This is a genomic window from Mesorhizobium sp. P3_A10 (assembly GCF_056403175.1).
Genome location: NZ_JBFUFZ010000002.1, coordinates 275,137 through 297,876 on the forward strand (window position 1 = coordinate 275,137; position 22,740 = coordinate 297,876).

The 22,740-nt window shown below is 61.4% G+C and carries 25 protein-coding genes; 16 read left to right on the forward strand and 9 right to left on the reverse strand.

Annotation, left to right across the window (positions count from 1 at the left end):
• The first annotated feature begins 74 nt into the window (after positions 1–74).
• The 11 genes from AC1DXU_RS08110 to AC1DXU_RS08160 all read left to right on the forward strand — a co-directional run bounded on the left by AC1DXU_RS08110 (position 75) and on the right by AC1DXU_RS08160 (position 9,322).
• Positions 75–710: an ankyrin repeat domain-containing protein gene (locus AC1DXU_RS08110; RefSeq protein ID WP_477366767.1), complete on the forward strand. Its 636-nt coding sequence runs from the start codon at positions 75–77 to the stop codon at positions 708–710.
• Positions 711–867: 157 nt separating this feature from the next.
• On the forward strand, positions 868–3,087 hold the full coding sequence (locus AC1DXU_RS08115; RefSeq protein ID WP_477366770.1) for a sensor domain-containing diguanylate cyclase: 2,220 nt from the start codon (positions 868–870) through the stop codon (positions 3,085–3,087).
• 141 nt (positions 3,088–3,228) lie between these two features.
• Positions 3,229–3,462, forward strand: a complete 234-nt coding sequence (locus AC1DXU_RS08120) for a GDCCVxC domain-containing (seleno)protein (protein WP_477366773.1) — start codon at positions 3,229–3,231, stop codon at positions 3,460–3,462.
• Positions 3,463–3,522: 60 nt separating this feature from the next.
• Entirely contained in the window at positions 3,523–3,966 is a 444-nt protein-coding gene (locus AC1DXU_RS08125) for a hypothetical protein (protein ID WP_477366776.1), read from the forward strand.
• A gap of 150 nt (positions 3,967–4,116) precedes the next feature.
• On the forward strand, positions 4,117–5,553 hold the full coding sequence (locus tag AC1DXU_RS08130) for a multicopper oxidase family protein (protein ID WP_477366779.1): 1,437 nt from the start codon (positions 4,117–4,119) through the stop codon (positions 5,551–5,553).
• 32 nt (positions 5,554–5,585) lie between these two features.
• Positions 5,586–6,026, forward strand: a complete 441-nt coding sequence (locus AC1DXU_RS08135) for a DUF411 domain-containing protein (RefSeq protein ID WP_477366782.1) — start codon at positions 5,586–5,588, stop codon at positions 6,024–6,026.
• Between the two features lie 6 nt (positions 6,027–6,032).
• Positions 6,033–6,578 (forward strand): TlpA disulfide reductase family protein, encoded by a 546-nt coding sequence (locus tag AC1DXU_RS08140; protein ID WP_477366785.1) that lies wholly within the window; start codon positions 6,033–6,035, stop codon positions 6,576–6,578.
• A gap of 95 nt (positions 6,579–6,673) precedes the next feature.
• Positions 6,674–7,339 carry an SCO family protein gene (locus tag AC1DXU_RS08145; RefSeq protein ID WP_477368892.1) on the forward strand — a complete coding sequence of 222 codons (666 nt, stop codon included), beginning with the start codon at positions 6,674–6,676 and terminating at the stop codon, positions 7,337–7,339.
• A 45-nt stretch (positions 7,340–7,384) separates the two neighbouring features.
• Complete coding sequence (locus tag AC1DXU_RS08150) at positions 7,385–8,164, forward strand: DsbA family protein (protein ID WP_477366788.1); 780 nt, start codon at positions 7,385–7,387, stop codon at positions 8,162–8,164.
• Positions 8,161–8,721: a hypothetical protein gene (locus tag AC1DXU_RS08155; RefSeq protein ID WP_477366791.1), complete on the forward strand. Its 561-nt coding sequence runs from the start codon at positions 8,161–8,163 to the stop codon at positions 8,719–8,721. Before AC1DXU_RS08150 ends, AC1DXU_RS08155 begins: the two co-directional genes overlap by 4 nt.
• 178 nt (positions 8,722–8,899) lie before the next feature.
• Positions 8,900–9,322 carry a hypothetical protein gene (locus AC1DXU_RS08160; RefSeq protein WP_477366794.1) on the forward strand — a complete coding sequence of 141 codons (423 nt, stop codon included), beginning with the start codon at positions 8,900–8,902 and terminating at the stop codon, positions 9,320–9,322.
• Positions 9,323–9,355: 33 nt separating this feature from the next.
• Here AC1DXU_RS08160 and AC1DXU_RS08165 read toward each other — a convergent pair whose 3' ends face one another.
• The 8 genes from AC1DXU_RS08165 to AC1DXU_RS08200 all read right to left on the reverse strand — a co-directional run bounded on the left by AC1DXU_RS08165 (position 9,356) and on the right by AC1DXU_RS08200 (position 18,736).
• On the reverse strand, positions 9,356–9,964 hold the full coding sequence (locus AC1DXU_RS08165) for an ATP-dependent DNA ligase (protein ID WP_477316769.1): 609 nt from the start codon (positions 9,962–9,964) through the stop codon (positions 9,356–9,358).
• Positions 9,965–10,273: 309 nt separating this feature from the next.
• On the reverse strand, positions 10,274–10,612 hold the full coding sequence (locus tag AC1DXU_RS08170; RefSeq protein WP_477242300.1) for a slr1659 superfamily regulator: 339 nt from the start codon (positions 10,610–10,612) through the stop codon (positions 10,274–10,276).
• An 18-nt stretch (positions 10,613–10,630) separates the two neighbouring features.
• A complete protein-coding gene (locus AC1DXU_RS08175) occupies positions 10,631–11,191 on the reverse strand; it encodes a slr1658 superfamily regulator (protein WP_477316767.1) in 561 nt (186 codons plus the stop codon).
• 2 nt (positions 11,192–11,193) lie between these two features.
• Positions 11,194–13,560, reverse strand: coding sequence for a SpoIIE family protein phosphatase (locus AC1DXU_RS08180; RefSeq protein WP_477366797.1), 2,367 nt, complete (start codon positions 13,558–13,560; stop codon positions 11,194–11,196).
• The gene (locus tag AC1DXU_RS08185; protein WP_477366800.1) at positions 13,557–14,735 is read right to left on the reverse strand and encodes a methyltransferase domain-containing protein; all 1,179 of its coding nucleotides are present in this window, start codon (positions 14,733–14,735) and stop codon (positions 13,557–13,559) included. The genes AC1DXU_RS08180 and AC1DXU_RS08185 overlap by 4 nt, the downstream gene beginning before the upstream one ends.
• Positions 14,732–15,253: a ubiquinone biosynthesis methyltransferase UbiE gene (locus AC1DXU_RS08190; protein WP_477316763.1), complete on the reverse strand. Its 522-nt coding sequence runs from the start codon at positions 15,251–15,253 to the stop codon at positions 14,732–14,734. Before AC1DXU_RS08190 ends, AC1DXU_RS08185 begins: the two co-directional genes overlap by 4 nt.
• Positions 15,254–15,531: 278 nt before the next feature.
• Positions 15,532–17,274 carry a putative bifunctional diguanylate cyclase/phosphodiesterase gene (locus AC1DXU_RS08195; RefSeq protein ID WP_477366803.1) on the reverse strand — a complete coding sequence of 581 codons (1,743 nt, stop codon included), beginning with the start codon at positions 17,272–17,274 and terminating at the stop codon, positions 15,532–15,534.
• 325 nt (positions 17,275–17,599) lie between these two features.
• Entirely contained in the window at positions 17,600–18,736 is a 1,137-nt protein-coding gene (locus AC1DXU_RS08200; protein WP_477366807.1) for a helix-turn-helix domain-containing protein, read from the reverse strand.
• Positions 18,737–19,039: 303 nt separating this feature from the next.
• On the opposite strand from AC1DXU_RS08200, the gene AC1DXU_RS08205 reads away from it, so the two are divergent.
• From AC1DXU_RS08205 to AC1DXU_RS08215, 3 genes are all read left to right on the forward strand, one after another.
• Complete coding sequence (locus tag AC1DXU_RS08205) at positions 19,040–19,342, forward strand: hypothetical protein (protein ID WP_477366810.1); 303 nt, start codon at positions 19,040–19,042, stop codon at positions 19,340–19,342.
• A gap of 115 nt (positions 19,343–19,457) precedes the next feature.
• Entirely contained in the window at positions 19,458–19,688 is a 231-nt protein-coding gene (locus AC1DXU_RS08210) for a hypothetical protein (RefSeq protein ID WP_477366813.1), read from the forward strand.
• A gap of 161 nt (positions 19,689–19,849) precedes the next feature.
• Positions 19,850–20,581, forward strand: coding sequence for a DUF2270 domain-containing protein (locus AC1DXU_RS08215; RefSeq protein ID WP_477366816.1), 732 nt, complete (start codon positions 19,850–19,852; stop codon positions 20,579–20,581).
• 60 nt (positions 20,582–20,641) lie between these two features.
• On the opposite strand, the gene AC1DXU_RS08220 is transcribed toward AC1DXU_RS08215, so the two are convergent.
• Positions 20,642–21,571, reverse strand: coding sequence for a LysR substrate-binding domain-containing protein (locus AC1DXU_RS08220; RefSeq protein ID WP_477366819.1), 930 nt, complete (start codon positions 21,569–21,571; stop codon positions 20,642–20,644).
• Between the two features lie 162 nt (positions 21,572–21,733).
• On the opposite strand from AC1DXU_RS08220, the gene AC1DXU_RS08225 reads away from it, so the two are divergent.
• Both AC1DXU_RS08225 and AC1DXU_RS08230 read left to right on the forward strand, forming a co-directional pair.
• Positions 21,734–22,057, forward strand: a complete 324-nt coding sequence (locus tag AC1DXU_RS08225) for a nuclear transport factor 2 family protein (protein WP_477366822.1) — start codon at positions 21,734–21,736, stop codon at positions 22,055–22,057.
• A 26-nt stretch (positions 22,058–22,083) separates the two neighbouring features.
• Positions 22,084–22,731 (forward strand): hydrolase, encoded by a 648-nt coding sequence (locus AC1DXU_RS08230; protein ID WP_477366825.1) that lies wholly within the window; start codon positions 22,084–22,086, stop codon positions 22,729–22,731.
• Positions 22,732–22,740: the final 9 nt, after the last annotated feature.

Below are 22,740 nucleotides of genomic sequence, written 5' to 3' on the forward strand. Positions count from 1 at the left end.
CTCCCGTTGCCGAGCGCCATCGAAACGGCGCGATCTGTGGTATTCTGGCCGGGCACAATCCGGGAGCCAGCGCATTGACCAAAAGCGTGGAAGCCGAAGACGACAGAGGCTGGTCGAGCCTGCTGGTCGCCGCCGAGAGAGGCGATGCGGAAGCCGTGCAGTCGGAACTGGCGGCCGGCGCCGATATCAACCAGGCGGATGAAGGCGGCTGGTCGGCGCTGCATCTTGCGGCTCTCAATGCCCACACGGCGACGGTCGAAGCGTTGATCGAGCACCCGGAAATCGACGTGAATTCCAGAAACAAATGGAAGAGCACACCGTTGAGCCTTGCCGCGGCCAAGGGCCATTTTGCCGCCATCTCGGCCCTCGTCAGACACCGCGCAATCGATATCAACGCACGGGCCGACTATTACGGCCGCACCGCGCTGATCGAAGCCGCAAAGAACGGGCATCTGGACGTCGTGAAGCTGCTCGTGGAGCATGGCGCCGATGTCAACCTCATGGACAAGACGGGGCGCAACAATGCGCTGATCGAGGCCATCAAGGGACGGCATTTCGCAATCGCGGAATACCTGCTGGAGACCCGGAAGGTGAACTTCCTCAACCGGGATATGCGACTGAACGCCATGATCTGGGCGGGAAGCTGCCACAACCCTCGATTCATCGAAAAGCTGGAAGCCGCCATCAGCAATTTCTTCGACGGCAAGTGACCGAAGCGGAGCGGCTTCGCATATGACACCGTAACGGGGCAGGCTTCGGGCCGGATCGCCGTTAGCACGTTGATAAGCATTTGGTAATAAAAGCCGGGAATGAACAGCAGGCTCGATCCGGCGTGTATGATGCCGTCGTTCTCAACGAGTCGGTGCCATGCGCATTAGAAGCCAGATCATTCTCAGCATGGTGAGCGCCGCGGCCCTCATCGGGCTGGTTGGCGGCGTCGCCATTGTTACGCAGAAGGCTGCGACCAACTCGCTGGGATTGACCGAAGCGACCAACGTCGCGCGGGAATTGGCCGACACCATCGTCTTCAAATCATCCGACGGCTCACCTTCGCTGTTCGAGCGGCCTGAAGCGCTGCGCGAATTCCTGGAGTTGCAGCACCATCGCTCGCTGCGGGATTTCGTCGTCGTCGACCGCAACAAGACCGTTGTCGCCCATGCCGCCGACGAAGAACACCGTATCGGCTCCCGATTCGATCACGACCCCAACAACGAAGTCGGCCAGACCCTGGCGGATGGCATCCCGCGAAAGTTTTCCGATGCCAATGAAGTAAACGACATACTGGCTGTTCCGATACAGCTTGCCGAGGGTACGATCGCCGGCGCCGTGCTGCTGGAATACGATCCCCTGCTGCGCGCCGCCGAACGGCGCACCAACGACATGCTCTGGCTGGTTGGCCTCAGCGCGGCGGCCGCAATGCTGGTTGCTGCGGCGTTCGCATGGCTGCTGCTCAGCCGTTTCGGCGCCGGCCTTTCAGACATGATGCGCGGCATGCAATCGCTGGCAAAGGGCGATGCCATGACGCGCATAGATCACACCCGCAAGGATGAGTTCGGACAGTTGGCGCTTGGCTTCAACACGATGGCCGACCAGCTTGCCTCCGCAAAGGCTCACATCGAGGATATCGTCGAGACGGCGGCCGAAGGCATTGCCGTGCTGGACGCCGACGGCCGCATCGCCAGCGTCAATCCGGCGGCGGCGGCGATGATCGGACGGCGCGCCGACAAGATCGTCGGGCAGGATTGGGCGTCGGTGATGACAATGCGCGATCCGAGAGGCGGTGAGTTCGCCAGCGGAGCGTCGCCTGTCGAGCAGGCCTTGACCACCGGCCGCCAGCACCAGAGCGAGGTGCGCCTGACAAAATCGGATGGCTCGCATGTGCCGGTGATCGCGAGCTGCAGTCCGCTCAGCCGGTCCGACGGCGGTCTCGTGCTGACGCTGAGCGACATCAGCGAGTTGCGCCGAGCCGAGGGGGTGGTCAACGAGCGTGCCGATCAGCTGGCGGTGCTCAACCGTGAGCTGCACGAGAAGTCGGAAACCACGACCCGCCTGGTCAAACTTGGCGAGCTGCTGCAGGCCTGCGTGACCTTCCCCGAAGCCTTTTCAGTGGTCGGCACTGCCATGACAGAGTTCCTCGGCGGCTTGAGCGGAACCGTGCATTTGACCAGCGCCTCGCGCAATCTGGTCGAGGAGATGGCGCATTGGGGCGACGTCCGGTCGAGCGCCACGCAATTTGCGCCGGAAGACTGCTGGGCGCTGCGGCGTGGCCAGGAGCATGTCGCCGGCCCGGGCATGCTGACGCCGCGCTGCGCCCATATCACCGAGAACGGCAAGAAGGGCTATGTCTGCATGCCGCTGGCGGCGCAAGGCGAGACGCTGGGCATCCTGCATCTGTGCGAGCCGAACGCAGTCGAGAAGCCGCAATGGCTGGCTGAAAGGCAGCAGATCCTGCGCGGCGTCGTCGACACGCTGGCATTGGCGTTGGCCAATCTGCGCCTGCGCGAGACGTTGCGGCAGCAATCGATCCGCGATCCGAACACTGGCCTGTTCAACCGGCGCTATCTCGAAGAAACGAGCAGCCGCGAACTGCGCCGGATGGAGCGCACGGCGCAGCCGCTGACGATCCTCATGCTCGACGTCGATCATTTCAAGCAGTTCAACGACACGTTCGGGCACGAAGCAGGCGACCTCGTCCTGAAGCAGGTCGCCGCGACGTTGATCGAACACGCGCGCGACAGCGATGTCGTGTCGCGCTACGGGGGCGAGGAATTCGCCATCGCCATGCCGGGATGCTCGCTCGAGGAAGGCGCCGAGCGGGCGGAAGCGCTGCGCCAGGCGATCAGGCAGCTTCACCTGACGCATCGCGGCCGCACGCTGGGCACCGTGACGGTCTCGTTCGGGGTCGCCGCCTACCCCGAGCATGGCGCGGGCTGGGCTGAGATCACCAATGCCGCCGATCATGCGCTCTACGAAGCCAAGGGCGAAGGACGCGACCGCGTCGTCGTCGCCAAAAGTAGCGCGCCCGGCGAGCGGCCCTCGATCCAGCTGGTATCGGCCGCGAAAGCGAGTGTGGACAGCAAGGGCTAACTTGCTGCCCTGGCTGTCCGAACTGCAATCAGCGCTGCCGAAATACCGTCTCTCGCCGTCACGCGTGGCCATCAGGGCCATTGGAGCCGTGCCAGGCTCGCGAATGACGCCCGGCTGATTGGGTGAACTGGTGAAATACGCATGACGCAACTCACAAGCACCCTTACCTGTCCCCATTGCGGACATCGGGCTGCCGAAACGATGCCTACCGATGCCTGCCAGTTCTTCTATGACTGCAAGGGCTGCGGCACGTTGCTTCGGCCGAAGGCGGGGGACTGCTGCGTCTTCTGCTCCTACGGCGATGTGCCGTGTCCGCCGGTCCAGGAGGCGCGTGAACGGCTGGCGTCCTGCGGTAATGGGGATTGTCATCGTTGACGAGATCGCGCCATGGCGTGCCGAGCGGGCCTGATGTCGCAGTGTTGGGCGATCACGGGCTTGGGACTTGCAAAAGAAGCACTTTGCGGCCAGCCTAAGGGCATCATGGCCGGGCTTTCGCCAAAACATCTCTTCGTCATGCTGCTCGCGGCCTTCCTGACCGCCGGGTTCAGCCTGTCCGCCGCTCAGGCCAGCGTGATGTCGGCAAAGATGGCGATAGCCGCCGATGACGGCATGGCCATGCCTTCCGACACCGGCATGAACAAGATGGCAGCCGATGCCACCATGACCGGCGATTGCAAGGCATGCCTCAAGGATGCTGGCGGTAGCGACAATCCGATGCACTGTCCGCCGACCTGCATCGCGCCAGTGCTCGCTGTGCTGCCGCAAGCTGTCGTGATGACGGCGGTTTCGCCAGTGCAGCAGCCATCGGCCCTACCCGCCCCGTTCCTGCGCGGGCGAAGTTCCCTGCCCGACCCTTACCCTCCCAGACCCAGCGCCTGAGCTGACGCCCAAGTCCCTGCCCGAGGCAGGCGACTTTCGCGTCCGATCGTCTTTGCACGCGTTCAGCGTGCCACGACCAATTCGCAGATCTCAATGACGAGAACCGATGCAGCTCTGCTCCATCGGTCTCGCGGGTCCAAAAGGTTCAAAGTGAACACCGATTTCAGTTTTGCTCTCTCGCGCCGCGGATTTCTCGTCGCGGCGGCGGGTGCTGCCGTGTCCGCTTCGCCGCGTCCCGCACGCGCGTCCGCCGTCGACGAATGCCAGATCAAGGTCGCACAGGGTCAAGCCCGGCTCAGCGGCCCCGGTGGTCCGCAGACCGCCGTCTGGGCCTATGACGGCACCATCCCCGGCCCGACGCTTCGCCTGCGGCAGGGCGAGCCTGTTCGCTTCACAGTCGAGAACGGGCTTGAGGAAGACACGACCATCCATTGGCACGGCATCCGCCTGCCGAACGCCATGGACGGCGTTCCAGGCCTGACCCAGCCACCCATCAAACCTGGCGAGGCCTTCGTCTACGAATTCACGCCGCCCGATGCCGGGACCTTCTGGTATCACCCCCACACGGACAGCCTGGTGCAGCTCGGCCGCGGGCTAGCTGGACCGCTCATTGTCGAGGAGGCGGAGCCTATCGCCGTCGACCGCGACCTTCTGTGGCTGTTGCAGGACTGGCGACTCGCCAGCGATGGCCAGATCGCCGGCGGTTTCGGCGGCACGATGGATGCGTCAATGTCCGGCCGCGTCGGCAACGTCGTCACCATCAATGGCGCGGCGCCGGCCGACCTCGGCGTCAGGGCTGGCGAGCGCGTCAGGCTACGGCTGGCCAATGCCGCGCTTGCCCGCATGATGGCGCTGCGCTTCGAAGGCCACCGTCCGGTCATCGTCGCCATCGACGGCCAGCCTTGCGATCCGCACGAGCCGGAGGACGGCCGTCTCGTGCTGGCGCCGGCTATGCGCATCGACATCGTGCTCGATATGCAGGGCGATCCGGGCAGCCGGCATGCCGTGATCGATGACTTCTATGAGGGCCTTGCCTATACGCTGACCACGTTTGCCTATGACAAGGCGCCACCGCTACGGAGCCATCCGCTCGACGCGCCGCTTGCCTTGCCGCGCAATCCGCTGCTGGCGCCGGACCTCGCGAACGCCATACGCCAGGAGATCGTGCTGCAGGGCGGCATGATGGGCGGCGGCAAGCTCGCTGGCGTGGGCGGCATGATGGGAATGGGGATGCCCGGCATGAAGGGCGGAGCCGCCTGGGCGATCAATGGCATGTCAATGACCGGCGACGGCCACGCCGGCATGGCGCCGCAGTTCACGCTCGAACGGGGCGCTACCTGCCACCTCACCATGCGCAACGAAACTGCGTGGTGGCATCCCATGCATGTCCACGGCTTCACTATGTCGGTGCTGTCGCGCAACGGCGCGCCGATGCCGAACCGGCAGTGGCAGGACACGGTGCTGATGGCCCCCAAGGATGTGATCGAATGCGCCTTCGTCGCCGACAATCCCGGCGACTGGATGCTGCACTGCCATGTTGCTGACCACCAGATGGCCGGCCTGATGACAGTTTTCCGTGTGAAATGAACTTGAACCGCTTACTCAAAGGAGAAAATGCAATGAACCTGACCTACCGCCTCGCCGCCCTTTCGCTGCTGATTGCGACGCCGATGCCTGCAGTCGCGGCGACCATCAATGCGGTGATGTATAAAAACCCGCAATGCAGTTGCTGCGAATCCTATGCCAACTATCTGGAGCACAACGGCTTCAAGGTCGAGATCAAGCCCGTCAACAACCTCTCTCAGATCAGCAGCGATGCCGGCGTGCCGGCGGACCTTGAAGGCTGCCATACACTGATGGTCGACGGCTATGTTGTTGATGGCCTGGTGCCGGTCGACATCGTCAAGAAGCTGCTCACGGAACGTCCCGCCATCACCGGCATCACGCTGGCCGGCATGCCGACAGGCGCGCCCGGCATGGGCGGCGAGAAAGACGGAACCTGGACGATCTACGCCTTCACCAAGGACGGCAAGGCGCCGACCGTCTATGCGACGGAGTGAGGCGCGGTGATCAAGTGCAAATGGGCCATCGTGCTGGCCGGCTTGCTGCTGACGTTTCCGCTGCCCTCCATGGCAGCGGAGGCGCCGCAGAATTTCGCCGTTCTCGACACGCCAGCCGCCGTGCCGGAGGTGAGCTTCGCGGACGCCGCCGGCCAGCCGAAAACGCTCGCCGATTTTGCCGGCAAGGTGGTGCTGCTCAACATCTGGGCGACATGGTGCGCGCCCTGCCGCAAGGAGATGCCGACACTCGACAGGCTGCAGGCAAAGCTCGGCGGACCGGATTTCGAGGTCGTGGCGCTGTCCATGGACCGGAAGGGTCCCGACATCGTGAAGAAGTTTTACGCCGAGATCGGTGCCACACACCTTGCCCTCAACATCGACAGCTCCGCCAGGGCCATGTTCGCACTCGGGGCCGTCGGCCTTCCGATGACGTTGCTGATCGACCGCGACGGCAGGGAAATCGGCCGGCTTATCGGCCCCGCCGAATGGGATGCGCCCGACATGGTCGACTTCATTCGCGGCCGCATTGCTGCAACCCAGGAAGGAAAATGACCATGCTTGTCCGAACTGTGGGCGAGCCTGCGGCTTGTCACCTTCCGTCGAGCAGGAGCGATTGGGCGCGTCTGCTGCAAAGCTTCGTCGCGGTCATGGTATTGGGCGTCTGCCTCGCTCAAGGCGCGCGGGCGCATTCGCTCGATGAAGTCGACGCTATGCTGAAGGGCGACGAGAAATACTTTCAGCAGATCGACAAGCCTACGCCTGACTTCACGCTGCGCGCCGCCGACGGGCGCATCGTGCGGCCGGCCGACCTTGTCGGCAAGGTCGTCGTCCTCCACTTCATCTACACCTCGTGTCCGGATGTGTGCCCCCTGCATGCCGAGAAGATCGCCGAGATCCAGAAGATGGTGAACGGCACGCCGATGAAGGACCAGGTCACCTTCGTCAGCGTCACCACCGACCCGAAGAAGGACACGGCCGACGTCCTCGAAGGCTACGGGTCGGCGCACGGGCTCGATCCGGTCAACTGGCTGTTCCTGACCACGACTCCCGACCAGCCGGAAGATACGACCCGCAAGCTGGCGGAAGCCTTCGGCCACAAGTTCACCCTCACCGATGACGGCTATCAGATGCACGGCATCGTCACGCATGTGATCGACAAGGAGGGCCGCTGGCGGGCGAATTTCCACGGCATGAAATTCGAGCCCATCAACCTCGTCACCTTCGTCAACGCGCTCACCAACAATGTCGAGCGCCCGCACCATGGGCGGGAACAGGGCGATGGCTGGCTGGCCAGATTGTGGAACCTGCTGTGAGGCGGGACCTGCGGCATGACTCACGCAACAAGGAGAGGAAAGCACATGTTCACCAACACCAGACAGGCTGGCCGTCGCGGCTTCCTCCGACTGCTCCTCACCCTCGCGCTGGCGGCATGGTTCCTGCTCAATCCGCACACCAGGGGACCGGCGCTCGCAGCCGGCGAGACGTCCCAGGACCAGCTCGACCAGCGAATACACGACTACATACTGGCGCATCCCGAGGTGCTCATGGAGGCGCTGCAAAGGCTGGAACAGCGGCAGCGCGAGGCGGAGGCAGCGCAAGCCAAAGCAGCGCTGAAGGCACGGGCGGACGACCTCTTCCGCGACGGGCAAAGCCCGGTGGGCGGCAATGCCGAGGGCAATGTCACGCTTGTTGAATTCTTCGACTATAATTGCCCCTATTGTCGGCAGATGGCGCCGGTCATGGAGCAGGCGGTGGCCGACGATCCTGAGCTCAGGATCGTCTACAAGGAATTCCCCATACTCGGCCCGGATTCGGTGTTCGCGGCCAAGGCGGCACTCGCGGCCGACCGACAGCGCAAATACCCGGCATTCCACAAGGCGCTGTACGGGGCGAGGACCAGAGTGACCGAGGCGGTCGTTCTCAAGATCGCAGCCGAGACCGGGCTCGACGTGGAGCGCATGAAGGTTGACATGCAGCTGCCCGAAATCCAGGCGGCGATAGCGCGCAACATGGAGCTGGCGCAGGCGCTAGGGATCACGGGAACGCCGGGCTTCGTCGCCGGCGCCCAGATCTATCCCGGCGCGACCGACCTGGCGACGCTGAAGAAACTCATCGAGCAAGCGAGGATCGACAAATGACCCGCACCCCAAACCGGCGGACGGTCGTTCTTGGTGGTGTTTTCGGCGCTGCCACGCTGACCGGCCTTTTCAACCATCCGGATTTCGCAATCGCCGCCGACGACGCGGAATTGGCCAAGCGTTTCAAGGATCTCAGCCAGAACGGCAACAGCACCTGCTCGGCCAAGTTCACGGAGTCCATCGCAACCATGCCAGCGGTGTCGCGGATCACAGGCTCATGCTGCAGCCCGATGGAAACGAAGCGCTATGGCGAGCAGGTGAATGGCCTGACCAAGTATCGCGCCATCCAGATGATCCCGAGCGATCCGTACGACATTCCGGCAGGCATCGCGCAGAAGATGATCCCCTACTACGACACAAAGCTCACCAGCGACGAGCAAATTGCCTATGACTACGCGATGGCCAATTCCGAAGAGAAAGGCCCTTGCTGCTGCCCTTGCTGGCGGTGGAGGGTGTATGGCGGCCTGGCGAAATACCTGATCCACGAACACGGCTTCACCGGCAAGCAGATCGTCGATGTGTGGGACCTTTCTGACGGCTGCGGTGGAGGCATGTAACTGCCGAAGCCGACCAACCCAAGCATACGGAATTGAAGGGCCGCGCTCTGAAGACCGAAGCAGGCCGTTGTCGCGGCGCCGGCTTGCGCTTCCGGAATCCTCTGCAGCCTATTTGCGGTTGTGCTAATATATGCCGGCCACGCACGTTTGTGCGTGGCCAAAATATTGGGAGGATGCGATGAAAACCATGAATCGCAGGTCTGCAATTGTTCTAGGTGTGACGGCCGCCGCGGTATCGCCTTTGTTCACCCTGGCGGCTTCCGCAAAGACCAAGAAGTACGGTCCGAAGGAAGGCAAGGAGATTGCGCCCGGCGTCAGAGTGGTTGAGGTCGGCACCGGCAACTCCGACATTCCCGCCTACAAGAGCATTTCGATTGTCGACGTGGTCTTTCAGCCTGGAGCACACGCGCCTCAGACCATGATGGACAACGACATGGTATGCACGATTACGTCCGGCGCATTCACCATCAAGAAAGCGGACAAGGAATTCAAGCTCAAGGTGGGTGACGTGTACACCTGCTCTAAGGGCAAGACAGACGAGGCGACGAACACCAGCAAGGAGGTCGGTGTGCATCGCATCGCCGTCCTGGTACCTGCCTAGGAAACTGATTGGCACAGGCCTCGTCCGGAACGGCTACGCCGAGACGGGCGCGGAATATTTGGCCTTCAGCCATGTGGTCGACGGTCCGCTCCGGTAGCGGCTGTCGGCGCGCTTCGAGATGATGCCCTCAAGCCCCATCTTGTCGATGGCGCGGAGGATCGCCAGCGCATCGCCATCGAAATGCTCGCTGTACCGGATCTTGCCGGCGCCAGGCTTAACCAGTTGCCACAGCGCTTGCTTGCGCTGCAGCAGGGGCAAGGGGGCAACATTGCGACCATCGAGATGGAGGATGTCGAACGCCACGAACACCAGCCGGCTCGGCTCATTCCAGATCGCGGCTTCCAGCGCAGGGCAATCGGGAGCGCCCTGCTCACCGGCTACAATGACCTCGCCGTCGAGAATGGCAGCCCTGCATGGCAGCTCGACTGCCAGCGCGATGGGCCAGTATTTTGTCGTCCAGTCATGGCCGTTCTTGCTGAAAAGACGCACGCCGCCTTGATCGATGATGAGCTGCGTCCGGTAGCCGTCGAACTTGACCTCGTGAACCCATCCCTCATCTTCGGGCGGTTGCTCGACCAGAGTCGGGATCTGCGGCGGAATGAACTCCAGCCGGCCGCCCCTGACCTTGCTACGCTTACTCAATGGACACCTTTGAACGCGTAGCGGGAGGCGTTTGCCGGCACAGGCAGCGACACCCCAGCTATCTGGACGCCTGCCGCCTGTGCCGAGCCCCCGCCAGACCCATAGCGAACATCTACGAACGACGCCGGAATGTCGTTAGCTTCGCATCCAGATACTTGTCCTGGCGTACATATCTCGCTCTCGGTGCGGCGCTCTTGCACCGACTGGCCGATGCTGCCCAGGTTGCCGCTGGCTCACGCAGTCCCTTGGCCAATTTCGGGCGACACGGTTAAGGTCTGTTGGGTCTTCAGGCCTGAACATCAACGGACCTTAGTCCATCAAAAGCACCAGGGCGGGATGCAGCTTCTTCAGGTTCGGCAGTGATTTCGATTGCCAGGGTATGTCGGGCGTTCCACGCACGACGAGTCGAACATCGGGATGCTTGCGCACCTCGATGGTGAATTTCGCCAGCAGGTTGATGCCGGAAGAGTTGAGAAAGTGAAGGTCCTTTAAATTGAGCGTAATGGAAGCGGGATTTGAGGCAAGAACACTGGTCGCCAAAGCCGTGACGGGCGCACCGGCCTCGGAACTGGCAAGCCGCATTGCGCCGTCGAAGAAAATATCGCTTCCTTCGTTCCACACGCGGTAGTCGTCTGTCTTGATTTCCATGGCCTGGCTTCGTTTCTTCTAGTTGTGCGTTTGCGAGATCGGAATGGAGGCATAGGTTTCCAGGCAAATCCGATCGCTTTCGTCGGCGGGGCTGAATATCCAGGCTAGGCGTGCGCCATAGTCGCTCATCAACGTCAGCAATCCGAGCCCGGAGCGTGACACGTCGGGGCTCGCGGCATTCGCTTCAATTCGCTGTATCAGCAGGTCTCTGGGGTCGCCGACCGTGATGTCCGCCAGGAGGTTTTTGAACTCGGAGGCGTTTTCACCATCGACGTCGTTCGACACCTTGAGCTTGAAGCACTCCGAATCCATCGACGCCTCGATCACGATCTCACCCGGTGCGCGAAACTTGACGGCGTTCTCGATAAGCTCGTTGACCAGATATCCGATGCTGTGCCGCACTTCGATGTAGTCATTGCGGGACGACCGGAAGCGCAACGCGAAAAGATCGGCGATGAAGTCCGAGGTCGTGGCACAATGACGCCAACTCAAGTCGAGAGGTCCGTCGAACAGCCGCACGCGACTGACGCTCTCCTTCATCCCGATTGCAATGTCAGGGGTTCCGAACAGCGTTGTCATTGCTATGTGTGCCTTATGATCACGAGGGTGATGTCGTCATGGATCTTCTGGACTCCGATATGGGCCATCAGATCCTCGATGATCCCGGTCTTGATGTCCTCGGCACTCCCGCCGTAACGTTTTTTTGCGCTCTGGCAGAGGCGCTCGAACCCGAATAGCCTTTTGTCCTGATCCTCCGCCTCGGTCACACCGTCGGTGTGCAGCACGATCACGTCGCCACTCTCGAACAGGATGTCACGCGTGTCGATGAACTTCGAGATGTCATTCTCGAGACCAACCGGCATACCCAGATCAAGCGTATCGATGCGTTCGACCTCTCCGTCCGCACGCACGACGAGAACGTCCTCATGCTGGCCGGATAGCGTTACCCGCTCGTCCTCGAAGTCAAGAAAGGCCAGCGAGAGATGCTTGCCGGTGTTCGTCCGCTCGATGTTCTTGTAGATCGCTCTGTTCAGCCGGTCCAGAAACTGGTGCGGATCCGCTTCGTCGGTCTCCTGCAGCGCGCGTGCAACGGATTGAACCATCAGCATCAGCACGCCGCTCTCGAGACCATGACCGGTCACGTCGCCGATGCCGATCTTGATCCGCGATCCGTTCTGCAGGACGTCGTAATAGTCACCGCCGACCTCGTCGGCCGGCCGCATGTAGGCTGCGATCTCCAGCCCCGGAATCGCTTCGAGTTCGAATGATTTCGGCAGGACCATCAACTGGATCTGCCTGGCAACCGCGAGCTCGGCGCCGAGGCGGACGTTCTCGTCCTGCAGCTTTTCGTTGAGAGCGGAAATCTCCTGATTGGCGTCGCCGAGCTCCCTGGTTCGTTCGTCGACGAGTTGCTCGAGGTTTTCCGTGTGGAAGCTGATCTGCTCGGCCATGCGGTTGAAAGCGATGCCAGCGGCTCCAACCTCGTCGCGCGTCGGAATGCTGACGCGGACTGAATAGTCCTTGGTCTGGAGCCGCTGGGCGGCACTGGCAAGCGCCCTGAGGCCCGCGGTGATCCGCTTCGAAATTCCGAGCACGGCCGCGAAAACAATCAGAAGCGAAACGATGATCGCACCGATCTGAAAGAGCAGGATACGATTGGTTGCGCGCGAAATACTCTTCTGCGCGGCAAAGAGGGACGCGTAGATCTCCCGTTCGGGAACGACGATCCCGACCGACATCGTTTCGGACTTGATCGGTCCCGAACTCCACAGATTGGTCGACTTCAGTCGCTTGAGGACAACAATGTAGGGTACGCGTTCGCCCTTGTTGTCGAGCATGATATGCTGAATGACACCGTCATTGTTCTGGCCGAGAGGCAGCGACGCGATAGCCGGCTGCGTACTTCCCCGCAGGGACCGCTCCAGCCCGGTGACGCCCTGCGTGCCCGCGTCGCTTGATGATGTCAGGCCGATGATCGCCTGGCCGGACGGATTGATCGCCACCACATTGCCAGTCGACATGGTGAGGAAGCCGAACCCTGTTTCGGCGATCTTCACCCTTTCGACGACTTCCGCGAGCTGATCGAGAGTGATGTCTGCCCCGGCCGTACCGGCGATACCGGTGCGATCGCGCGTCCACAGCGGGTGGAAAAAGCTGACGATCAGCTTTCCCGTGATTGCATCGGTGTAAGGCGCTGTCTGGGTGATATCGTCAGGGACCGGACGCGAGGCTGGATCCCTGGCCCATTGCTGCCATGAACCATAGATTCCCGGAAAGAAGAACTCCCAGAACTCCGCCTTGTTGTGGCCCGGATAAAGCTTGTCGAAGGTCTGCGCCTGGTTCGTATACGGCACCGTCCTGAAGATCGGCCGTTCCTTTGGACCAATATAGTACATTTGCAGTTTGGACGATCCGCTGGCCATGAGGGTCGGCGCGACGAGATCGATCACGGTACTGTCTTCTATTTCCTTCTGAACGCCCGGCAGCGGAGCGTGGTCGGCGCCCAGCAGGTAGCCCCAGACACTGACCACGGAAGGCGCCCCCGGCAGGTTCTGCGCCCAATCGCCCTGCGCGTCGTAGACGACCTTCACGGAGCCGGGCGCTTCATGCGAAAGCGTCGCTCCGACCTCTTGCTGCCTCGTCGGTTCGTCGATCTGGGCCTGCAGTACGCCAGCCAGCGCCTTGACGTCGCCGTGAACCCGATCGAGCAGCAGATCGACGCTCAACGCTGTCGATTCGGCATAGGAACGAATGTATTCCTGGTTTGCGGTCGTCAGGCCCTCACCGACTTCCGATGTTGCGTCGCGCGACAGCTTCTGAACGTTCCAAAGCGCCAGGCCACCGCTCAGCAGGAGGTCGAACAGGACGGCGCCGCCAACGACCAACACGAATTTCGCTCGAAAGGAGCGCAGGCCGAAGCGCGGCGTAGGCTCATTGTCGGCTTTCATTGCGGCCGTCGCCCCGATGCGACCCAGATCGGCCAACCCGCATAACCTTTGGGGTGGAGCGCAGCGAAAATGTGGTCCTCGAAACCCTGCCGGAACTGTGCGACGAACTCCGGTCCATCGCCGCGCCTGGTCGCCATCTCGCCCGCATAGACATCCGCCCATGCCGCAATGACATCGGCGAAATCCTGCGGATCGCCGTCCAGGTTAGTGACCATGAAGGTCTCCACGCGGATGTCTTCGAATCCTGCTTCCATCAGATATCGCCGGCTCTTGGGCCCAAGCTCGACGTCCATCTCGAAATGCCCGAACAGCTTCGCCACCTCGTTGTAGGTCCAACGGATGCTTTCGGCGCGCGGCTCGCCGAGGCAATGCGAATTCTTCTCGTTGGTGATGTAGACCCGCCCGCCCGGCTTGCATATGCGGTAGAGCTCCTTGAGGATGAGTTCAGGCCGATTGAATATCTGAAGGGAATGCCGGCAGGTCACCAGGTCGAACTGCGCTTCGTCGAGCAGCATCTCCGACGCGTCGCCATAGGTATATTCGATGCCCCGGATATCGAACTCCCGCATCACCTGTCGAGCATAGTCCAGGCTCGATATGGAGTGGTCGAGGGCGACGATCCGCGATGGCTGGAACTCCTTCTGCACGAGCACGGCGAAATCGCCGATCCCGCAACAGATGTCGGCCATGACGATCCCCTGCCTCATGCCGTGTCGCGGCAAGATTGCGCGCTCGTGGCGCCAGGTCATCTTCGTCTGTGAACGCAGGATCGGAACGAACCCGCCTTCCTCGAGGAAGCCCTGTCCCGGATAGAATTCACTGTCATACTCCTCGACCGTGATGTTCGGCTCGATTCCGCTCAAGCGACCGAATTTTCGCGAGGTCCATCCCACGACGCTTGACGTGATGACGACGAATTTGAGATCGGGCCGGGCGCGGCAGGCGTCGATGATGATCCTCGAAAAGGCGTGAAACGCGGCGTTGTTCATCTGCGTCAGCCGTCTGACATTGACGTAGAGAACGCCGCGCACACGGCCGATCGCATCGCGGAGCAATGCTATGCTGGGCCCAAGCTCGTCGATCGCCTGAGGCCGGACCACCCCGGATATGGAAAACTCCTGGTTGTTGGCGTCATATTGCGCCTTGAAGCGCGGGAGGAGGTCGTAAGGGCTCAATGTTGCAGGCCCTCAAGCGGAAGATCCACGACAAGCTTGATTGCATCGCCTTCGGCTTCCTCGACCCTGAGTGTCGCGTTGTAGTCGACAGCCAGTTCCAGGAGCACGACCTCCCGGCTGGGCGCGAGATCCCCAGACACCGAACTGAGGTATCGCTCCCTGGCCTCTGTTCCTGCGACGCGTGACACGGCTTCTTCATAGAATTCGCGCTCCTCTGGCACGCATGGGAACGTCAGCTCGATCCTGTCCGTCGCGCCGTGGCGGGACACCCTGCATGCCAGTTCACCACCGGCATGGCGCGTACGAAAGGCGACTTCCAGCAATTCATTGAGGGCAGAGGAAAAGAGATTTGAATGCCGGACCGAGTCTGATCTGTTTTGACTGATCATCCGGGCCATGTATGACGAGACATAATCGCAGTGTCTCCAGGCGGAGACGAAAGCTTTGATTTCCATGTCGATCTGGATCATGGGCGCAAAAGTCGGCTCGCCAGCCAGCTCATGATGAACAGGTCCCATAGGCATCCTCCCTTGTTCCATCAGCATTGAGCCCTGGTAGGGCGATGGTCTCCGCGACGAAAAATTTCACCGCGCGCCGTGATGAGTTACTCTTGCACCGACTCGAAGAATTGCGCGGTATCTGCCTCGATCGTTTCTACAAATCTCCACTTCACCGTTAACAAAGGGTGCAAGGTGCAAAGCAATTCCAGGAAACATGCGCAGCGGTTTTCCGTCCGGAATTGCGTAAAAACAAATACTTAGAGCGGGTCGGCGGCACTATCAAAAGCTGAACCGCTCTAAACCGCCCGATTTGATTCCTCCATCGCTCGCACCACCCTCAGCGGGGACCGTGTGATGAAATTTCTGGTTGCCTCGGCTCCGAGCGGACGTCCCAGGAAATTGCCTTGCAGGCAATCACAATTCTCCTTGATCAGCCACCGCGCCTGTGCCGACGTCTCGACCCCCTCGGCGGTGACGCTTATTCCCAGGCCGTGGGCCAGATTTATGATCGATCGCACGATGGTCTGGCTTTTGAGGTCGGTCTCCAGGTCCGCAATGAAGTACTGATCTATCTTCAACGTATCGAAGGGAAAGTTCTTAAGGTAGCTCAACGATGAGTAGTATGTTCCAAAATCGTCGAGCGATATTCGTATTCCCAAGACGTTCAGCGTGTTTAATGTGTCGATATTGTCGATCGTCTTCTCGAGAAGAACTGTCTCGGTGATCTCGAGTTCAAGTCGGTCGGCACGGATTCCAACTGTATCGATGACCTGAGCGACGGTATCCGTCAGCAAACCGCTAAGGAACTGAGCCGGCGACAGGTTCACTGCGACCGTCAGCGAGGAGGGCCACGTCAATGCCTGGCGACAGGCTTCCTCGAGCACCCATCGTCCAATCTCGTCCATCAGACCGTCCGCCTCGGCGATCGGTATGAACACGCCGGGTGGAATGATTCCGATCTCGGGGTGCCGCCACCGCAGTAGCGCTTCGAAACCGATCACCGACGCGGGAGACCGAATGAGGGGCTGATACTCCAGATAAAGCTCGCCCCGCTCCAGCGCGGTTCGAAGGTTGCGCCTCAGATTCTCGCGTTGCTCGAGCAAGAGCAGCATCGAACGGTTGAACGTTCGAGCGCAACCGCGTCCATCCGTCTTGGCTGCGTAAAGAGCAATGTCCGCGGCTTTCATCAACTGCTCGCCATCGGTCCCGTGCTCCGGCCCGAAAGCAATTCCGATACTCGAGCCGACGAAGACGGGAATGCCGTTGATGACGAACGGCTCCTTGAACGCGTCGACCAGCGATCCCGCGAGGCGCTCGGCTTCCGCAGGCTGATCCTTTCCCAATTGGATGACGGCGAACTCATCGCCGGCATACCGGTATGCGGATTCGCCGTCCTGTAGCGCGTCGCGGATTCGACCCGCTGCGAGCTGAAGAAGCGTGTCGCCTGCTCCATGACCGAGCGTGTCGTTGACCGCTTTGAAATCGTCGAGGTCGATTTGCAGCAGGGCGGCTTTCGGCTTTGCTCCGCCGACGGCCGCCAGCGCCTGCTGTAGCCGCTCGCCGAATCGCCGCCGATTCTGCAGTCCGGTCAGCACGTCGTGCGTCGCCTGATGGAGCAGAACTACATGGTCCTGCTCCTCCGCCGCGCTCCGCTCGCCGTGCCCCCTCGACTCGATGATTCCCACACCATTCGCAGTAGCGAAGACGAAAACGGAACGGGGCGCTTCGCCCGATGATCGCGGCAAGTCGATGCTTGCCGGAGTGCCGCCGTGGAACACACGAAGAAATTCGTCGCGATACCGCGCATCGAGGAAGCTCGGGTAGATCTCCCAAACGGCGGCACCCGGCGCTACCGCGCCTCCGTACACGCCTTTGAGCTTGGTTGCGTAGTGCGTCAGACAGAAGTCGCGGTCATAGAACGACAGAAGTTCGGTCGTGTTCGCCAAAAGGTCAGCGAGAAGCGCTTCGCCGGCACGTGGAACATCGCTTGAGGAAGGCCCCTCACTCTCCGTGCCGACGCCTGATGCCTCTGGGTGCAAGAGCCACCTCCATAGGCGGTGAAAATTCGCGTCCCCCAGTTCAGAAATAGCATAACTGCCAAGCTTGGCAAACTTTCAACTTGCTTCTTAACAAGTTCCGCATGCTGCGTAGTTGCAATGTATGCTCCGCCGTGATTGGCGGCAAATTGTCGATAATGATGAGCAGTCACAGTTCGTTAATAAATCGGCAATTGGTGGGAATTAGCCATATGATTGATGTCGCGTAGACGCGACCCGAAATATTGTGGTCCGTGAGGCAGCGTGCCCCCCGCCCCGGCAAACCTTTTTTGAGCCCGCTTCCGTCGAAAGATCGCCGATCCCGTACTCAACTTCCGAGCGCTTTGAGCCAATCTTCAAAGGAAGAGGCCTTCTCGTGTCCAGCATTCGAAACAGAGCTGGCGGGCCGCGGCAACACCACCGTGCTGCGGCCTTCGCGGGGGCTGTAACCGAATTCCTTGCTGAATGCCCGGCTGAAATTAGCCGCTGAACTGAACCCGAAGGCTTCGGCAATTTCAACAATGCGCCGGCTGTCCGCCGGGTCGCTCAGCGCAACATGGGCTGCCAGAAGACGGCGACTCTGTATGTAGTGGAGAACACCACCGCTTGGTTCGAACAACTGATAGAGACGAGAGCGCGATACGCCGAGCGCCCGGCACATTGAATCCGGTGTCAGATGAGCCGTATCCAGATTGTGGTGGACGTATCGACGCGCCCGCTCCATGAGAGCGACATTCGCCAGTTGCTCGGCGGCGGCAGCATGTTCCGCCGCAGGCCCGAGGCAGGCGATGATCATGCTGCGCGTTGCGTGTACGATGCGAGGAAGATCGTCAGCCGTGAGGCTGCGCAGTCCTGCCTCGATGCTGTTGATGTAGCCGACCAGGAGGTTGGCAAAGTTGCCGGACAGAATTGAATTGTTCTTCGCGTCGAGGGTTGCCGCCGCGTCGGCAAACAAATCACGCGGCATATAGAGAAGGAGACTTTCAGAGTCCGTTGCCCTCCCGCGAAACGGGTACCCGAGCGATCTGATCTCCAATTTGCCCGGCTGGCTTTCAGCAACGCGGCGATCGACCTCCGTCCATGACCGGCCAGTATGGGGCAAGACGATGCACCAGTGATCGATCGAACTGGACCGGAGTTTTGCGGCAGAGCGCATGTAACTGTGTGCCGCTGCGCGCTGCTGAACGACCAGCATGCCACCGAGGTTCCAGGCCGTGTGGTCGGCGGGAAAGCCACCGTCCGGCGATTTGTCATCCGGCAACTTGACCTCGACAAGCGGAGTCATATGCGCTTGCCAGGCGGCGAATTGATCCTCTGGTGCCAGTTCGAGCGTTGAAAAGGACAACGGCTTGAGCGCCGGCGCGAGTGACGAAGCTGACTCGTTGTGAGGTTGAGCTTCGCGCGGCCAACGACGTCGATCACGCTCCGGCGGCTGCTTCGCAGGTGCCTCGTCTGGCTTTTTCATCGCGTGGTGCCATATCCGATTCGGGTATGCCCCATGCCCCTCTCAATCATGTGGTGTATCTCGGGCATCTGGCAAGACTTTAAGGTCGATATCGACAGACCAGCCGGATCAAACCGTTCGATAACCACAACGGCAACCCTGCCGACTGCAGCAGAACTCGAGTCGACAGAGCCGGCGATCAAGCTGAGTTGCAGCAAGAAATGCATTCCGAGATAAGTTTCTGGATGCGACGCTAACGACACTCTTCAGCCCGGTGCATATAGAATCAAGCATTGTGGAAGCGTAGTTGGGGAGACCCTAGAGATGAACGCAAAGCTCAACAGTGAAGCTCGTCGCAAAATAATTCTCGACGGATACGTTAACAACGAACCGTTGAAGGATATTGCAGCCAAGATCGGGTGCTCACTGGCAAGCTTGAAAGTCACCGCCAGTAAAATCGGCTGCACCCGAACCCCGAAGGAGGCGGCCGATTTCAGGCGCGGCTTTCATATCCCGGAAAACAAGCGGCAGGATTACTACCAGTTGATGACCATTGGGCAGTATAAAGCTCGCGAGTGCGCGGAAATTTTGGGATTGCTGACCGTTCAATCGTCAGGAAACGAGTAAGCTCACCGCAATACACTGTCGACGATATGTCGCTGGAGCATTCCATCGCGTCAGCGGCTCGTCGGTAAAAGCCCGCCGCAAAGCACGGGCAGCGGGCCCTGAAAGGTTCGCACAAATGCCACGTGGGCACTTCAATCGCACCTGCCTCAGCCCCCACGATCTGGCTATTTGCGAACGCGTGTTCGATCAGGTCTGCGCGGATGAACATCTCAACCCTTTGGACCCGGACACCGAAATTCTGGCGGTGATGGTTGTGGCCATTTTTCGAAATGCTCACACCGGCGAGCGCGAACTGCTGGAAGCGGTTAGGTCTCGTCGGCAAAAGGTTGCGGGAGGCGGGCATTAGCGCACCGCATTCGTTCGCGCAGCCTGGAGGGCCTGGCTGAGCGCATAAACCCCTCCAAGGAAAGAGGCTGGAACGTTTCGGCCGATCGCGCGTTGTGTCCATCGGGGTGAAGGCCGGCTTGTTTCGGCCGGCCATAGCGTTAGGGAGGCGCGTGGCGGGGAATGTCCCAGGTCCAGACCGTGAAGCCGGCTGAAGCGGCAGCAGCGCCGCGGGCGTCGGATGTGTTCGCGATGAAGCTAACGTCATCGGAACTGGCGACGACGATGTCGCATTTCCATCGCGCCGAAATCGCCCGCATGGCCGGCTGGCGCGACAGGCTGGACCGGACCAGCAACTGGGCGATCACCGTGGTTGCCGCCATGCTGTCGGTGTCGCTGTCGACGCCCAGCGCCCATCACGGCGTGCTGCTGTTCGCCATGCTGCTCATCACGCTGCTGTTGTGGATCGAGGCGCGGCGCTACCGCTTCTTCGACGTCTACCGCGCCCGGGTGCGCCAGTTCGAGCGCTATTACTTCGCACAGATCTTCTCGCCGCAGCCGGACTACGCCTCCAACTGGTTGGCCATTGTCGGCGAAGGCTTACGCTCGCCGCGCTTCCTGATCTCGCAGCGCGCCGCGTTGGTGCGGCGGCTGCGCCGCAACTACATCTTCATGTACACGATCCTGATGCTGGCCTGGGTGCTGAAGATCACGACGCCCAGCCTGCAACGCGACGGGTCGCCAATCGGTTTCGGCGCCTCGTTCCTCGACGCGATGCGGGTAGCTTCACTCGGCCCGGTGCCCGGTATCGTTGTCACATGCATTGTCGGGTTGGCCTATGCCGGCATGCTCGCTGCGGCCTTCCTAGTCAGCAGCGAGGAAGGCGAGCTTTCGCATGGTACGGTGCATGTTTGAGATGCCGCGCCTTCCCGCCTCTGCCGCGACCGTTTGCGATCAACAGGTTACGACGCGTTTCTAACCAAGGCTTGCCGCGAACCGCGCGGCCAAATGGTTCCGTTGAAAGGCTTCCAGGACGAAATCGACAAACACGCGCGTCTTGGCGGGCAGCAGCGTGCGGGTGCCGTAGTAGAGCGAGATCGAACCGAGGTCGGCATACCAGTTTGGGACCAGGCGCACGAGCGCCTTGCTCTCCAGGTAGGGCAGCGCTTCCGGCATGACGATCAGCGCCACGCCGAGATTGAGCAAGGCTGCCTGGGACATTGCCACGGGATCGTTGACGATAATCGTTTCGTTCAATGCGGCTGGAAGCTCCCTGCCCGCGGCATCTCGCATGACGCGGTGCCGGAGGCGGCCGGTTCGCGAAGAGCGCAGCACGATGCCGTCAAATTCGGAAAGACCCGCCGGATCGACCGGCGAAATGCGCCCCTTCATATAGTCCGGCGATGCGACCGCGATGATGTGCAGGGGCGCAAGGTCGCGCGCTATCACGCCGGGCGCCAGTTCGAAGCCGCCGCCGATCGCCGCGTCCAGCCCCTCGGCGATCAGGTCGACCTGCCGATTGTCGAACTGCCAATCGGGCCGAATGCGCGGATAGCGCTCAAGAAACTCCGGCAGCAGCGGCAGGATGTAGTTCAGGCCGAGGGTCAGGCTCATGCTGACCTTGAGCACGCCGGCCGGGCCGCCCTTGTCCGTCGCCATTGCGGCGATCGCATCCTGAAGCCCTTCCAGATTGTTGCCGATCTGCTGGAGAAACAGCTCGCCGGCCTCGGTCAGCGTCAGCTTGCGGGTGCTGCGGTGAAACAGCCGGGCGCCAAGGTTGCGCTCCAGCGTGGCGACGTTGCGGCTGACGGCGGCCGGCGTCAACGCCAGCGCGCGGGCCGCCACCGAAAAGCTGCCGGTCCTGGCGCTGCGAACGAAGGACTCAAGGTTGGCGAGCGTTTCCATGATCCAATTTTAAAGCAATACTTGTAAATAATTCAAGTCATTCCTCCCTAATATCCAGACAATAGGCGGGCCATATCCAGGGCGAGCAACGAAACCGCAACCGGGATGCCACCCTGTGAACCAGCCCATGGACTATGACGGCGTCATGCAGGCCTCGCCCGCGTGTTCGGCGAGCGCGACGCCTCCCGCCGGATCAATGCCATCGCGGAAATCTATGCCGACGACGCCGTGCTGTATGAACCGCATGCCGTGGCCACCGGCCATGCCGCCATCAACCAGGCGGTGGATGCGCTGCTGGCGAGCCTGCCGCCAGGCTTCGTCTTCACGGCGACTGGCCCGGCCATCGGCCACCACGATATCGGGCGGCTGCGCTGGCAGTCCGGGCCGGCGACAGGTCCGGTGGCCGTGAACGGCACCGATGTCGCCCACTTCAGGGGCGGCCTTATCCGCTCCCTGTATGTCCTTATCGATCCCCCTGGCGCCTGAGGCGTCCATTTCCTGAAGGAGTTCTCATGCCCAAGACCGGTCTCGACGCCTTGCTGCGCCCCGAAGACAGCATCCTCGTGCTGATCGACCATCAGCCCTACCAGTTCACCAACCTGAACAGCCATGAGCCGACGATGATCGTCAACAACGTCGTCGGCCTCGCCAAGACGGCCAAGGTCTTCAACGTGCCGACGATCCTGACCACAGTGATCGAGGAGCGCGGCGGCTACATCATCAAGGGGCTGCAGGACGTATTTCCAGAGCAGAAGCCGATCGACCGCACCTTCATCAACACATGGCAGGACGAGCGCGTCGTGGAAGCGGTCAGGAGGACCGGCCGCAAGCAACTCGTCCTGGCCGCGCTGTGGACAGAGATTTGCCTCGCTATGCCGACGATCCAGGCGCTGGCCGATGGCTACGACGTGTTCATCGTCACCGACGCCTCGGGTGGCGTCTCGGCGGAAGCCCATGACATGGCCGTGCGCCGCATGGCCGCCGCCGGGGCGGTGCCGATCACCTGGCTCGCCGTCGTCGCCGAATGGCAGCGCGACTGGGCCCGCGAGGAGACAGCCGCAAACCTGGCTGGCGTCCTTGCCGAGCATGGCGGGGCGAGCGGTGTCGCCTTCGCCTGGGAAATGCAGTTGCTCGCCACTCGCGCCAAAGCCGGCGGCTGATCGAGGCAG